The sequence below is a fragment of the Streptomyces sp. NPDC025806 genome (assembly GCF_055558275.1).
In genome coordinates, this window is the sequence record NZ_JBVHMU010000011.1 from 190,574 (window position 1) to 203,115 (window position 12,542).

Sequence of the window (12,542 nt, forward strand, 5' to 3'; positions counted from 1 at the left end):
AGGATCAGTACACGGCCGTCCGCGCCGCGGTGACCCAGGGCAGGGCGATCCACACCGTCTTGCCGCCCTCGGGGGTCGGGGCGACCGAGAGTCTGCCGCCGCACTCCGCGGTGAGACAGCGGATGATCACCATGCCCCGCCCGTTGTCCTGCTGGACGGCGGCGGGCAGGCGCTTGGGATAGCGCGGGTGGCTGTCGGTGACGCCGATGCGCAGATGCTCGTCGCGCTCCAGCTCCAGGTCGACGGTGAAGGTGGGCGACTGCCCGCGGGTGTGCTGCACCGCGTTGGTCGCGAGCTCCGAGACGATCAGACGCACCGTGTCGGCGGTGTCGCAGTCCACCGGCATGCCCCATTCGGTCAGCACGGTGGCGACGTAGGAGCGGGCGGCCGACACCGATGCGGGGTCGCTCGGCAGCGTGACGGATGCTTCCTGGTGATCTGCCATGGCGACGTCGTCCCTTTCCCGCCGGGGCCGCTTGTCCGGCACTCGCGGATCTCTCGCGCGCGGCCCCCGACTGCTTCGCGCCAGAGTGCCACTCGGGCCTGCTCACGGGCAGCCGATCCCCCAAGATATGCATATATCTGTCGCTCGAAGCGGTGAACTCTACGACGGTAGACCGTATTTGGGCGGGCGCACCCGGGGTGTTCTACCGTCGTGCGGGTGAGCGCAGCCGAACGGGCCGGGAGGACGCGGCCGCCGCGCCGCGAAGCCTGAGGAGTCAGCATGAAGTACGGTCCCGCGGTGCGGCGCCGCAAGCTCGGCGCCGAGTTGCGCGCGCTGCGGGTGAGCGCCGGGCTCACGAGTGGCGAGGCGGCCCGGCTCGTGGGCTGGCACCAGTCGAAAGTGAGCCGGATCGAGACGGGCCGCAGTGGCGTGAAGCCGTCGGACGTGCTGTTGCTGCTCGACGCGCTGGAGGCCAGGGACCCCCGGCTGCGCGAGCTCGTGGTCGCGCTGGCCGGCGGTGACGACGCCGGTGTCCAGCACTGGTGGCACGCCTATCGGGGGCTGCTGCCGCCCTCGTACCGGGACTTCATCAGTCTGGAGTCGCAGGCCTGCCGCATCCGCACGCTGGAGACGAGCGTGGTGCCGGGGCTGCTCCAGACGCCGGAGTACGCGCGCGCGGTGACGCGTTCGGTGCTCGCCGGGACGCCGGAGCGGCACATCGACGCCCTGGTGGAGGTGCGGCTCGCGCGGCAGGACGTGCTGCGGGCGGATCCGCCGCTGGAGCTGACCGCCGTGCTCGACGAGGCGGTGCTGCGGCGCGTGGTGGGCGGACCGGGGGTGCTGGAGGGGCAGTTGGCGTGGCTGGTGGAGGCGGCGCGGCTGCCGCATGTCCGGATCCAGGTGCTTCCGTTCACCGCGGGTGGGCACATCGGCCTGACCGGACCGTTCGTAGTCTTCTCGTTTCCGAACACATCCGATCTGGATGTGGTCGTCCTCGACCATTTGACGAATAGCCTCTATCTCGAGCGGAAAGAAGACCTCAGGGCGTACGCACACGCCTTCGACGCTCTCCTGCTCCACGCACTTCCGCCCGATGACTCGCTGGAATTCATCGCACAGATCGCCGGGTAGGCGAGGACGCCGACGCCTCGCGCTGCCCCGGCGCTGGGTAAGGAGGCACCATGACCGCTCCGCCTCGGCACGGTCCCACCGTCCCCTCCACCGCGCTTCTGGGCGCCGCGCGATGGCGCCGCAGCAGCCGCAGCACGGGGGCCAACAACTGTGTCGAGACGGCGCGGCCGGCCGGCCGCGCCGTCGCCGGGCGGCTCGCCGTCCGCGACTCCAAGGACCCGGCCGGGCCCGCGCTCCTGTTCACCCCCGCCGCGTGGGAGGGGTTCATCGACTCCCTGCGGTGAACGCCCCGGCGGGCGCCGTGCGGCTGATCACCCCGACGGCCTCGGCGATCTGATCCTGCGTCAGGTCGGCGCGGGCGGTCAGCCGAAGCCGGGAGATCCCGTCGGGCACGGACGGCGGCCGGAAGCAGCCGACCGACAGGCCCGCCGCCCGGCAGTCCGCCGCCCAGCGCACGGCCTCGTCCGGCGAGGGGGCCCGCACGGAGACGACCGCCGCCTGAGGCTCGACGGCCGTGAGCCCCTCCGCGACGAGCCTCTCGTGCAGCGATCGCGCGACCTGCCCCGCCTGCCGCGCGAGCTCGGGCCGCGCGCGCAGCAGTTCGAGCGCGGCGAGGGCGGCACCGGCGGCGGCCGGCGCGAGTCCCGTGTCGAAGATGAACGTACGGGCCGTGTTGACCAGATGGTCGATGACCCGGGCCGGGCCGAGCACGGCGCCGCCCTGGCTGCCGAAGGACTTGGACAGGGTGACGGTCACGACGGTGTCCGGCGCGCCCGCGAGGCCCACCGCGTCCGCGGCGCCGCGCCCGCCCGCGCCGAGCACGCCGAGCCCGTGCGCGTCGTCGACGATCAGGCCGGCTCCGAACTCCCGGGCCGCATTAGAGAGTTCGGACAGCGGAGCCTGGTCGCCGTCGACCGAGAAGACGGTGTCGGAGACCACGACGGAGGGCCCGTCGTGCGTCGACAGCGCCTTGCGGACGGCCTCCGGGTCGGCGTGCGGCACGACCTGGGTGGTCCCGCGCGCGAGCCGGCAGCCGTCGATGAGGGAGGCGTGGTTGCCCGCGTCGGACACGATCAGCGAACCGTGCGGGGCGAGCGCGGTGACGGCGGCGAGGTTCGCGGCGTAACCGGAGGACAGGACCAGCGCGGACTCGAAGCCGCAGAACGCGGCGAGCTCCCGCTCCAGCCGGGTGTGCAGCTCCGTGGTGCCGGTGACCAGACGCGAACCGGTGGCTCCGCCGCCCCAGCGCCGGGCGGCGCGCGCGGCGCCCTCGACGACCTCGGGGTGCCGGGCCAGGCCCAGGTAGTCGTTGCTCGCGAGGTCGAGGAGCGGGGAGTCCGCGGGGCGGGGGCGCAGCCTGCGCACGAGCCCGGCGGCCTCACGGCCGCGGCGCCGGTCGTCGATCCAGTCGAACGCGGAACCGTCGGAAGAAGAGCGGGCTGCGGCCATGACTCCCTCGTTGCACAGAGGACGCTTTGTAGGTAATGCACAGACCCTAGCCGCCCCGCCACCGGGTCAGGATGTGGTGATACCCACACGTCGAACGACACGCTTTGTGCGAAGTCTCCTTTCGCGGGAGCGGTGCCATAGGTCAGGATCTGAGGCCATGGACCTGCTGAACACGCTGGTGGACAAGGGGCTTCGGCGCGAGCTGCCGAGCCGTGAAGAGGCGCTCGCCGTGCTGGCGACGTCGGACGACGAACTGCTCGATGTGGTGGCCGCGGCCGGGAAGGTGCGCCGCCAGTGGTTCGGCCGCCGGGTCAAGCTCAACTACCTGGTGAACCTGAAGTCGGGGCTGTGCCCCGAGGACTGCTCGTACTGTTCGCAGCGCCTCGGCTCGAAGGCGGAGATCCTCAAGTACACGTGGCTCAAGCCGGACGAGGCGTCCAAGGCGGCGGCCGCCGGTGTCGCGGGCGGCGCCAAGCGGGTCTGCCTGGTGGCGAGCGGGCGCGGTCCCACGGACAAGGACGTCGACCGGGTCGCGAAGACCATCGACGCGATCAAGTCGGAGAACGAGGACGTCGAGGTCTGCGCCTGTCTCGGGCTGCTGTCCGACGGCCAGGCCGAGCGGCTGCGCACCGCGGGCGCCGACGCGTACAACCACAACCTGAACACGTCCGAGGCGACGTACGGGGACATCACCAAGACCCACACCTACGCGGACCGCGTGGACACCGTGCAGAAGGCGCACGCCGCCGGCCTGTCGGCCTGCTCCGGTCTGATCGCGGGCATGGGCGAGAGCGACGAGGACCTGGTCGACGTCGTCTACTCGCTGCGTGAGCTCGACCCGGACTCGGTGCCGGTGAACTTCCTGATCCCGTTCGAGGGCACGCCGCTGGCCAAGGAGTGGAACCTGACGCCGCAGCGCTGCCTGCGGATCCTCGCCATGGTGCGGTTCGTCTGCCCGGACGTCGAGGTGCGGATCGCGGGTGGGCGCGAGGTGCACCTGCGCTCGATGCAGCCCCTGGCGCTGAACATCGCGAACTCGATCTTCCTGGGCGACTACCTGACCAGCGAGGGCCAGGCCGGCAAGGCCGACCTCGACATGATCGCGGACGCAGGTTTCGAGGTGGAGGGCGCCGACCAGGTGACCCTGCCCGAGCACCGCACGGAGGCGGGCTGCGGCTCGGTGTGCGGTACGGAGTCGGGCGGCGGCTGCGGATCGCACGAGGCCGAGGCCGGTGGGGGCTGTGGTTCCCACGCCGCCGAGGCCGCCCCTCAGGAGCCGGCGGTGTCCGAGGCACGCACCGATCTGGTCGCGGTGCGCCGTCGTGGCGCGGGGACGGATCTCGCCCCCAATGCCTGATCAGCCCTCCGATCCGCGCGTCACCGAGCTGCTCGCGCTCGACCGGCAGCACGTCTGGCATCCGTACGGGCCCATGCCGGGCCGGCAGGAGCCCCTGGTCGTCGAGTCGGCGGCCGGGGTGCGGCTGCGGGTCGCCGGGCACGGGGAGCTGGTGGACGGGATGTCGTCCTGGTGGTCGGCGATCCACGGCTACCGGCACCCCGTCCTGGACGAGGCCGCGCGCGGCCAGCTGGACCGGATGAGCCACGTCATGTTCGGCGGGCTCACGCACGAGCCCGCCGTACGGCTCGCCGAGCGCCTTGTCGACATGTCACCCGACGGCCTGGAGCACGTCTTCCTCGCCGACTCGGGTTCCGTGTCGGTCGAGGTGGCCCTCAAGATGTGCCTGCAGTACTGGCGTTCGCTGGGCCGGCCCGAGAAGCACCGGATGCTCACCTGGCGCGGCGGCTACCACGGCGACACCTGGCAGCCGATGTCCGTGTGCGACCCCGAGGGCGGCATGCACGGACTGTGGGCCGGCGTGCTGCCCCGCCAGCTGTTCGCCGACGCGCCACTGGCCGCGTACGAGGAGTCGTACGCGGAGCATCTGCGCGACATGATCGCGCGGCACGCGCACGAGCTGGCGGCCGTGGTCGTCGAGCCGGTGGTGCAGGGCGCGGGCGGCATGCGCTTCCACTCCCCCGCGTATCTGCGGGTGCTGCGGGAGGCGTGCGACGCGCACGACGTGCTGCTCGTGTTCGACGAGATCGCGACCGGTTTCGGCCGCACGGGCACGCTGTTCGCGGCGGAGCAGGCCGCGGTGACGCCGGACGTGATGTGCGTCGGCAAGGCGCTGACCGGCGGGTACCTGACGATGGCGGCGACGCTGTGCACGCCCCGGGTCGCCGACGGGATCTCCCGCGGCGAGGTGCCGGTGCTCGCGCACGGCCCGACGTTCATGGGCAATCCGCTGGCGGCGGCCGTCGCCTGCGCCTCGATCGACCTGCTGCTCGACCAGGACTGGCAGGCGGAGGTCAAGCGGATCGAGACCGGCCTGCGGGACGGCCTGGCCGCCGCGGCGGAGCTTCCCGGGGTCACGGACGTACGTGTCCTGGGCGCGATCGGGGTCGTGCAGCTGGACCACGAGATCGACATGGCCGCGGCGACCCGGGCCGCGGTGGCGGAGGGCGTGTGGCTGCGGCCCTTCCGCGACCTCGTCTACACGATGCCGCCGTACGTCACGGGTGACGAGGACCTGGCACGGATCGGCCGCGCGGTGTGCGCCGCCGCGCGGGAAGGCCGAACGGAGCGGACATGACGGTACTGGTGGTCTCGGGGACCGGGACCGAGATCGGCAAGACGGTGACGACCGCGGCGGTGGCCGCGGTCGCCCTGCGGGCGGGCCGTTCGGTGGCCGTGCTCAAGCCGGCGCAGACCGGGATCGCGCCGGGCGAGCCCGGCGACGTCGACGACGTGGTGCGGCTCGCCGGGGCCGGGGTCACGGGTCTCGAACTGGGGCGCTACCCAGAGCCGTTGGCCCCGGGGACGGCGGCGGCGCGGGCCGGGATGGCGCCGGTGCGGCCGGCCCAGGTCGCCGAGGCCGCCGAGAAACTGGCCGCGTCGCACGATCTGGTGCTGGTCGAGGGGGCGGGCGGGCTGCTCGTCCACTTCGACGCGCAGGGGTCGACGCTCGCGGACGCGGCGCGGCTGCTCGGGGCGCCGGTGCTCGTGGTGGCGGCGGCGGGGCTCGGCACGCTGAACTCCGTCCAGTTGACGGCGGAGGCGTTGCGGGCGCGCGGGCTGGAGCAGGCCGGGGTCGTCATCGGATCCTGGCCCCGCGACCCCGGGCTCGCGGAGCGCTGCAATGTGGCGGACCTGCCCCGGGTGGCCGAGGCCGGACTGCTCGGAGCGGTTCCTGAAGGGGCCGGGGCTCTGGCACCGGCCGAGTTTCAGGCTCGGGCCGGGTCCTGGGTCGGGGCCGCGCTGGGCGGGACGTGGGACGCCGAGGAGTTTCGCGCCGCTTCGGCCGACTGAGTCCTGGCCGGTCACGGAGGGGGCGACAGGGGCCCGGTGTCGGAGGACAATTCGGAGTACAGGCGGCAGCTCGTGCTCTGGAGGTCGGTATGGCGGGTCGGGGGACCAAGGACGCTGTGCACCACCCGTGGTTCGCGCGGTTCTACGCACGGTTCAGCGTGCGGGCCGAGCCCGCGATGGCGCCCGTCCGCCGGGAGCTGCTGGACAGGCTGTCCGGGCGGGTGCTGGAGGTCGGGGCGGGGAACGGGCTGAACTTCGGGTACTACCCGCCTGCCGTCTCCGAGGTCGTCGCGATCGAGCCGGAGCGTGAACTGCGGGCGCTCGCCGTCGAGGCGGCGCGACGGGCCGAGATGCCGGTCGACGTCGTCCCGGGTGCGGCCGAGGCGCTGCCCGTGAAGAGCGAGGCGTACGACGCCGTCGTGGTGTGTCTGGTGCTGTGCAGCGTGCGGGACGTGCAGCGGTCGCTCGCCGAGGTGCGCAGGGTGCTGCGGCCGGGCGGCCAGGTGCGGTTCTTCGAGCACGGGCAGGCGCCGGGGCGCGGGATGCGCCGGGTGCAGGGCGTTCTGGACAGGACCGTGTGGCCGCGCCTGTTCGGTGGCTGCCACGTGGGCCGGGACGCGGTGGCCTCGGTGCGCGCGGCCGGCTTCGAGGACATCGAGCACCGCGAGCTGCTCATGCCGGAGCGCGGGCCGAGGCTGCCGACCTCGTACTGCGTGCTCGGCACGGCCCGCCGGCCGATGGCGGCCTAGGGCGCGTCCTGGCGATCCGGGTGGTTCACAGGCTCCACTTGCGGAGCTCCTTCTCGATGTCGTGCACGGTCGCGGCGCCGTCCTTGACCAACCGCGCCAACTCGCGGACCTGCTCGGGCGAGATGACGACCTTGAGGCCGCTGGCGACGAGGTAGGCGTAGGCGACCGCGGAGGCGAACATCGCGTTCGACCGCTCCAGGGCCGGTACGTGGATGAGGAGTTGGAGCAGCGCCGCCGCTCGGGCGTGGGGCGTCGCGTAGACGGGGATGTCGAAGATCTCCGCGGAGTGGCGGGCCACGGCCGCGACGAGGGCGCCCCAGTCGGAGACCTGGGGGTCGCCGGGGGTCTTCTGCTCGGCGATCATGAGCAGCCAGGCGAGATCGACGGTGAGGTGCGAGGGGTTCGACGGTTCAGTCAACGGGATGGTGCCGGCCTTCGCTGTCGGTTGCGAACTCCTCGGCGAACACGGTCTCGTACTGCTTCATGAAGTCGGCGGCCGCGTCGACGAACGTCCGCCCCAGCTCGCCCGCGTCGCGCCGGACCAGCTCCTCGATGTACTTGTTCACACTCATGCCGCGGGACAGCGCGCGCTCCCGGGCGGCGCGGGCGGTGTCCTCGTCCACCCGCACGTTCAGCTGCGTCTTCGCCATGCTTTCAAGCTAGCGCCGTGGTGCTAGCACCGACAAGGGCCGCCTTCGGTACTGTTCGCCGCGGCATCCGGTCCGGCATGTGAAAACCGCGGCGCCCGGCGGGCGGCCGGTGATGGGATCGCCGCATGAGTGATCTTCGCATCCGGGCCGCGGGCCCCTCCGACGTGACCGCCGTCCTCGCCTTCTGGCGGACGGCGGCCGAAGGCACGAGCATCAGCGACGACCGCGCGGGCGTGGACCGCCTGGTCGCGCGGGACCCCGAGGCGCTGCTGCTCGCCGAGCGGGACGGTGTCCTGGTGGGGACGGTGATCGCCGGTTTCGACGGATGGCGCTGCCATCTGTACCGGCTCGCGGTGTCCCCGGACGCGCGGCGTCAGGGCATCGGCTCCGCGCTGCTAGCGGCGGCCGAGGAGCGGTTCGCGGCGCTGGGCGGGCGGCGCGGCGACGCGATGGTGCTGGACCGCAACGAGCGGGCGCACCACGCGTGGCGGGCGGCCGGCTACGCGCCCGAGCCGCAGTGGTCCCGCTGGGTGAAGCCCCTGACCGACCGCTGAAACACGCGCCGCTTTGCCGATCCTTTACTATGGCATGGTCCGTCGAATCCTCTGCGAAAGGTGTGAGCGTCCGCCCATGGGCGAGCCTCCCAGTATCCGGCCCCTCCCTCCGCACGGTCCCCGTGATCGCGCGCCCCTCCCGTCACTGGCCGAAGATGGGACGGAGGTGACCCGATGACCGAAGTGCTCCTGCTCGCCGTCGCAGTACTCCTATCGCTGGCCTGCGGCGCCTTCGTGGCGGCGGAGTTCTCGCTCACGACCGTCGAGCGCAGCGATCTCGAAGCAGCCGTGGAGCGCGGCGAGCGCGGCGCCGCCGGCGCCCTCAAGGCCGTACGGAACCTGACGTTCCAGCTCTCCGGCGCTCAGCTCGGCATCACCGTCACCAACCTGGTCGTCGGCATGCTCGCCGAGCCGTCCGTCGCCAAGCTCATCGCCGGACCGCTCGAGGCCGTCGGTGTACCGAGCTCGGCGTCGACCTCGGTCGCGCTGGTCCTCGGCACCGCCCTGTCGACCGTGTTCCTGATGGTCGTCGGCGAGCTCGTGCCGAAGAACTGGGCGATCTCCTCGCCGCTGGCCGTGGCCAAGCGCGTGGCGACCCCCCAGCGCTGGTTCAGCGCGGCGTTCCGCCCGTTCATCACTCACCTGAACAACACGGCGAACCGGCTGGTGCGCCGCTTCGGCATAGAGCCCACCGAGGAGCTGGCCTCCGCACGTGGCCCCCAGGAGCTGATGGCGCTCGCCCGGCACTCCGCCAAGGAGGGCGCCCTGGAGGCCGACACCGCCGAGCTGTTCGTGCGCACCCTGAACCTGGCCGACCTGACGGCGGAGAACGTGATGACCCCGCGCGTCCAGGTGATGGCCCTGGACCTGCAGGCCACCTGCGAGGACGTGGCGAACGCGACGCGGGCCACCGGCCTGTCCCGCTTCCCCGTCTACCGCGGCAATCTCGACTCGGTCGTCGGCGTCGTGCACATCAAGGACGTGCTCGCCGTTCCCGACGACCAGCGCGCCCGCAAGGGCGTGTCCGACCTGCTGCGCGAGCCGCTGCTGGTCCCCGAGACGCTCACCGTGGACCGGCTCCTCGACCGGCTGTCCGGCAAGCGCACGATGGCCGTCGTCATCGACGAGTACGGCGGCACCGCCGGAGTCGCGACGCTGGAGGACATCGTCGAGGAGGTCGTCGGTGAGGTGCGGGACGAGCACGACCCGCACGAGACGCCGGACATCGCGGCCGCCGGCACCGACGAGGACGGCCGCACGCTGTACTCGGCCGACGGCGCCGCCCGTACCGACCGCCTCGCGCGGGTCGGACTGCGGGTGCCCGACGGCCCGTACGAGACGCTGGCCGGCCTCGTGGCGACCGAGCTGGGCCGGATCCCCGGCGTCGGCGACAGCGTCGAGGTCGCCGGATGGCGGCTCGACGTCGTCGACGCGCACGGGCACCGGGCCGCGCGCGTGCTGCTGCACGCGCCGATCGCCGGGGCCACGGAGGACACCACGAAGGGGGCGCGACGATGACCGCGATCCAGCTGCTGATCGGCCTGGCGACACTGGTCGTCAACGCGTTCTTCGTCGGCGCCGAGTTCGCCCTGATCTCGGTGCGCCGCAGCCAGATCGAGCCGCGCGCCGAGGAGGGTGACCGGCGGGCCCGCAGCGTCATGTGGGGGCTGCAGCACGTGTCGGCCCTGCTCGCCGCGGCACAGCTCGGCATCACCCTGTGCACCCTGGTGCTGGGCATCGTCGCCGAGCCGGCCATCGCGCACATCCTGGAGCCGGTGTTCGACGCGGTCGGGGTGCCGCACGGGCTGATCCACCCGATCTCGTTCGTGATCGCCCTGTCGCTCGCGACGTATCTGCACATGCTGCTCGGCGAGATGGTCCCCAAGAACATCGCGCTCGCCGAGCCGGTGCGCTCGGCGCTGCTCCTGGGACCGCCGCTGGTGGCCCTGGCGCGCGCCCTGCGTCCGGTGATCTTCGCGATCAACGCCTTCGCGAACGGCCTGCTGAGGCTGCTCAGGGTGGAGGTCAAGGACGAGGTGGCGGCGACGTTCTCGGACGACGAACTGGCGCGCATGGTCAAGGACTCCTCCGACGCGGGACTCATCGACGACCGCGCCCAGGAGCGGCTGCACGACGCCCTGGAGCTGGGCCGCCGCCCCGTCAAGGACGTCGTGCTCCCCCTCGAGAAGGTCGTCTACGCGCGCGTGGGCGTCACTCCGGAGCAGCTGGAGCAGCTGTCCGCCGAGTCGGGCTTCTCGCGCTTCCCGGTCGTGGACGAGGGCCGGCGCATCGTCGGCTACCTCCATGTGAAGGACGCGCTGGACGCGACGCCGCGCGACCTGCCGTTCCGGGTGCCGGACATGCGGTCGATCGCGCGCGTGCGGGAGACGACGCCGCTCGACGACGTGCTCACCGCGATGCGCGGCAGCCGCACGCACGTGGCCGCCGTGCTCGGCGCCGACGGGCGGCTCGCGGGCCTGGTGACCATGGAGGACGTGCTGCGCGAGCTGTTCGGACAGCCCGCCTGACAGCTCGGGCAAATTGTTCGGACCGTCGGCCTGACCCTGCTCGGCCGCGTCGGCCCCGTCCCGCGAGGGGCGGGGCCGGCGCACCGGGATACGATTTCCGGCGCCATGCAGAAGAACGTCAAGTACACCAGCCTCGTCGCGGTCGGCGACTCCTTCACCGAAGGCATGTCGGACCGGCTGCCGGACGGCTCGTACCGCGGCTGGGCCGACCTCCTGGCCGGCCGGATGGCCGCCCGGGACCCGGGATTCCGGTACGCCAACCTCGCCGTGCGCGGCAAGCTCATCGGGCAGATCGTCGACGAGCAGGTCGACGTCGCCGCGGGGATGCGGGCCGACGTCGTCACCCTCGTAGGCGGCCTGAACGACACCCTGCGCCCCAAGTGCGACATGGGCCGGGTGCGCGGGATGCTCACCGAGGCCGTGGAGCGTCTCGCCCCCTCCTGCGAACAGCTCGTGCTGATGCGCAGCCCCGGCCGCAACGGTCCGGTCATGGAGCGGTTCCGGCCGCGCATGGAGGAGCTGTTCACGCACATCGACGCACTCGCGGCACGGCACGGAGCCGTGGTCGTCGACCTGTACGGGGCGCCCGTCCTCGGCGAGCAGCGCATGTGGGACGTGGACCGGCTGCACCTGACCGCCGAGGGCCACGAGCGGGTCGCCGAGGCCGTGTGGCAGGCGCTCGGGTATCCGCCGGAGTCCGACTGGCGTGCCCCGCTCGCCGCGGCGGCCCGGCCGAACTGGGCCGCGCGGCGCGTCGCCGACGCCCGGTTCGCGAAGCAGCACCTCGTGCCGTGGATCGGGCGGCGCCTCACGGGCCGCTCGTCGGGTGACGGGCTCGCGCCCAAGCGCGGGGAGCTCGCGCCGTACGCGCAGGCCCCGGCCTCCTCCGACTCGTAACGCCCACCAGGCCCCGGAGAGGCGCCCTATTCTGCCCGCATGACGCAGTCCGAGGGGTTCGCGGGGGCCGAGGGGCCCGAGGAGTTCGACGGGGTCGAGGTGCGCGCGTTTGCGGACGCGGCGGCCTTCGACGACTGGCTCGCCGCGCACCACACGCGCGGCGCGGGCCTGTGGGTCAAGGTGGCGAAGCGGGCCTCGGGGATCGCCTCGGTCACGGACGACGAGCTGGTCGACGTGGGGCTGTGCTGGGGCTGGATCTCCGGGCAGCGGCGCGGTCTGGACGACCGGTACTACCTGCAGAAGTACGTGCCGCGGCGACGGCGCAGTCTGTGGTCGCGGGTGAACGTCGACAAGGTCGCCGAACTGGCTGCCGCGGGCCGGATGCGCGAACCGGGCCTCGCCGAGGTCCGCCGGGCCCAGGAGGACGGCCGCTGGGACCGCGCGTACGCGTCGCAGGCGACGGCCACGGTCCCCGACGATCTGGCGGCGGCGCTCGACGCGGAACCGGCCGCGCGCGAGGCGTTCGACGCGCTCGACCGCACCGCCCGGTACCTCACCCTGCTGCCCCTCCTCCAGGCGACGACGCCGCAGGCGCGCAGGACGCGGCTGGAACGGGCCGTGCGCGCCCTCGCGGGGGCGGGGCCCGCCCCCGAGGACTGACTTGTGCACGCGCCCGAGAGCGGGCGCCGATCTTTGTGCTTCCTGTCAGTCGGTGTCCGCTCCGGCGCGCCGGAAGACTGCGACGCGCCAGACATCACCGACCCCTGCG

Annotated in this window: 15 protein-coding genes; 11 read left to right on the top strand and 4 right to left on the bottom strand. The window is 72.9% G+C overall.

The annotated features are described in order from the left end of the window. Positions 1–4 precede the first annotated feature (4 nt). Positions 5–445, bottom strand: coding sequence for an ATP-binding protein (locus tag ACZ4E1_RS25400; RefSeq protein WP_467542951.1), 441 nt, complete (start codon positions 443–445; stop codon positions 5–7). 279 nt (positions 446–724) lie between these two features. Here ACZ4E1_RS25400 and ACZ4E1_RS25405 point away from each other — a divergent pair, with 279 nt between their 5' ends. Then, the gene (locus tag ACZ4E1_RS25405; protein WP_467542953.1) at positions 725–1,576 is read left to right on the top strand and encodes a helix-turn-helix domain-containing protein; all 852 of its coding nucleotides are present in this window, start codon (positions 725–727) and stop codon (positions 1,574–1,576) included. A gap of 50 nt (positions 1,577–1,626) precedes the next feature. After that, positions 1,627–1,860 (top strand): DUF397 domain-containing protein, encoded by a 234-nt coding sequence (locus ACZ4E1_RS25410; RefSeq protein ID WP_399128202.1) that lies wholly within the window; start codon positions 1,627–1,629, stop codon positions 1,858–1,860. On the opposite strand, the gene ACZ4E1_RS25415 is transcribed toward ACZ4E1_RS25410, so the two are convergent. Then, entirely contained in the window at positions 1,841–3,025 is a 1,185-nt protein-coding gene (locus tag ACZ4E1_RS25415) for an 8-amino-7-oxononanoate synthase (protein ID WP_467542956.1), read from the bottom strand. The genes ACZ4E1_RS25410 and ACZ4E1_RS25415 overlap by 20 nt on opposite strands. 157 nt (positions 3,026–3,182) lie before the next feature. On the opposite strand from ACZ4E1_RS25415, the gene bioB reads away from it, so the two are divergent. The 4 genes from bioB to ACZ4E1_RS25435 all read left to right on the top strand — a co-directional run bounded on the left by bioB (position 3,183) and on the right by ACZ4E1_RS25435 (position 7,144). Beyond that, a complete protein-coding gene (gene bioB / locus ACZ4E1_RS25420) occupies positions 3,183–4,382 on the top strand; it encodes a biotin synthase BioB (RefSeq protein ID WP_467542958.1) in 1,200 nt (399 codons plus the stop codon). Continuing rightward, positions 4,375–5,679 carry an adenosylmethionine--8-amino-7-oxononanoate transaminase gene (locus tag ACZ4E1_RS25425; protein WP_467542960.1) on the top strand — a complete coding sequence of 435 codons (1,305 nt, stop codon included), beginning with the start codon at positions 4,375–4,377 and terminating at the stop codon, positions 5,677–5,679. Before bioB ends, ACZ4E1_RS25425 begins: the two co-directional genes overlap by 8 nt. Then, entirely contained in the window at positions 5,676–6,395 is a 720-nt protein-coding gene (gene bioD, locus ACZ4E1_RS25430; protein ID WP_467542963.1) for a dethiobiotin synthase, read from the top strand. The genes ACZ4E1_RS25425 and bioD overlap by 4 nt, the downstream gene beginning before the upstream one ends. Before the next feature lie 89 nt (positions 6,396–6,484). After that, positions 6,485–7,144 (top strand): class I SAM-dependent methyltransferase, encoded by a 660-nt coding sequence (locus ACZ4E1_RS25435; protein WP_467542966.1) that lies wholly within the window; start codon positions 6,485–6,487, stop codon positions 7,142–7,144. 25 nt (positions 7,145–7,169) lie between these two features. Here the strand turns inward: ACZ4E1_RS25435 and ACZ4E1_RS25440 are convergent, their stop codons facing one another. Further along, the gene (locus ACZ4E1_RS25440; protein WP_399128401.1) at positions 7,170–7,508 is read right to left on the bottom strand and encodes a fic family toxin-antitoxin system, toxin component; all 339 of its coding nucleotides are present in this window, start codon (positions 7,506–7,508) and stop codon (positions 7,170–7,172) included. 46 nt (positions 7,509–7,554) lie between these two features. Continuing rightward, positions 7,555–7,794, bottom strand: a complete 240-nt coding sequence (locus ACZ4E1_RS25445) for a toxin-antitoxin system HicB family antitoxin (RefSeq protein ID WP_467542968.1) — start codon at positions 7,792–7,794, stop codon at positions 7,555–7,557. Between the two features lie 125 nt (positions 7,795–7,919). On the opposite strand from ACZ4E1_RS25445, the gene ACZ4E1_RS25450 reads away from it, so the two are divergent. The 5 genes from ACZ4E1_RS25450 (at position 7,920) to ACZ4E1_RS25470 (ending at position 12,433) form a co-directional block, all read left to right on the top strand. Next, positions 7,920–8,348 (top strand): GNAT family N-acetyltransferase, encoded by a 429-nt coding sequence (locus ACZ4E1_RS25450; protein WP_467542971.1) that lies wholly within the window; start codon positions 7,920–7,922, stop codon positions 8,346–8,348. Between the two features lie 174 nt (positions 8,349–8,522). Further along, positions 8,523–9,866: a hemolysin family protein gene (locus tag ACZ4E1_RS25455; RefSeq protein ID WP_467542974.1), complete on the top strand. Its 1,344-nt coding sequence runs from the start codon at positions 8,523–8,525 to the stop codon at positions 9,864–9,866. Further along, positions 9,863–10,876 (top strand): hemolysin family protein, encoded by a 1,014-nt coding sequence (locus tag ACZ4E1_RS25460; RefSeq protein ID WP_467542977.1) that lies wholly within the window; start codon positions 9,863–9,865, stop codon positions 10,874–10,876. The genes ACZ4E1_RS25455 and ACZ4E1_RS25460 overlap by 4 nt, the downstream gene beginning before the upstream one ends. Before the next feature lie 105 nt (positions 10,877–10,981). Continuing rightward, complete coding sequence (locus tag ACZ4E1_RS25465; protein WP_467542980.1) at positions 10,982–11,773, top strand: SGNH/GDSL hydrolase family protein; 792 nt, start codon at positions 10,982–10,984, stop codon at positions 11,771–11,773. 39 nt (positions 11,774–11,812) lie between these two features. Further along, positions 11,813–12,433 carry a YdeI/OmpD-associated family protein gene (locus ACZ4E1_RS25470; RefSeq protein ID WP_467542983.1) on the top strand — a complete coding sequence of 207 codons (621 nt, stop codon included), beginning with the start codon at positions 11,813–11,815 and terminating at the stop codon, positions 12,431–12,433. Positions 12,434–12,542: the final 109 nt, after the last annotated feature.

Coding starts and splice junctions, on each gene's coding strand:
- ACZ4E1_RS25400 (WP_467542951.1), bottom strand. CDS start 445: ATGGCAGATCACCAGGAAGCATCCGTCACGCTGCCGAGCGACCCCGCA.
- ACZ4E1_RS25445 (WP_467542968.1), bottom strand. CDS start 7,794: ATGGCGAAGACGCAGCTGAACGTGCGGGTGGACGAGGACACCGCCCGC.
- ACZ4E1_RS25415 (WP_467542956.1), bottom strand. CDS start 3,025: ATGGCCGCAGCCCGCTCTTCTTCCGACGGTTCCGCGTTCGACTGGATC.
- bioD (WP_467542963.1), top strand. CDS start 5,676: ATGACGGTACTGGTGGTCTCGGGGACCGGGACCGAGATCGGCAAGACG.
- ACZ4E1_RS25410 (WP_399128202.1), top strand. CDS start 1,627: ATGACCGCTCCGCCTCGGCACGGTCCCACCGTCCCCTCCACCGCGCTT.
- ACZ4E1_RS25405 (WP_467542953.1), top strand. CDS start 725: ATGAAGTACGGTCCCGCGGTGCGGCGCCGCAAGCTCGGCGCCGAGTTG.
- ACZ4E1_RS25425 (WP_467542960.1), top strand. CDS start 4,375: ATGCCTGATCAGCCCTCCGATCCGCGCGTCACCGAGCTGCTCGCGCTC.
- ACZ4E1_RS25450 (WP_467542971.1), top strand. CDS start 7,920: ATGAGTGATCTTCGCATCCGGGCCGCGGGCCCCTCCGACGTGACCGCC.
- bioB (WP_467542958.1), top strand. CDS start 3,183: ATGGACCTGCTGAACACGCTGGTGGACAAGGGGCTTCGGCGCGAGCTG.
- ACZ4E1_RS25470 (WP_467542983.1), top strand. CDS start 11,813: ATGACGCAGTCCGAGGGGTTCGCGGGGGCCGAGGGGCCCGAGGAGTTC.
- ACZ4E1_RS25435 (WP_467542966.1), top strand. CDS start 6,485: ATGGCGGGTCGGGGGACCAAGGACGCTGTGCACCACCCGTGGTTCGCG.
- ACZ4E1_RS25465 (WP_467542980.1), top strand. CDS start 10,982: ATGCAGAAGAACGTCAAGTACACCAGCCTCGTCGCGGTCGGCGACTCC.
- ACZ4E1_RS25460 (WP_467542977.1), top strand. CDS start 9,863: ATGACCGCGATCCAGCTGCTGATCGGCCTGGCGACACTGGTCGTCAAC.
- ACZ4E1_RS25455 (WP_467542974.1), top strand. CDS start 8,523: ATGACCGAAGTGCTCCTGCTCGCCGTCGCAGTACTCCTATCGCTGGCC.
- ACZ4E1_RS25440 (WP_399128401.1), bottom strand. CDS start 7,508: ATGATCGCCGAGCAGAAGACCCCCGGCGACCCCCAGGTCTCCGACTGG.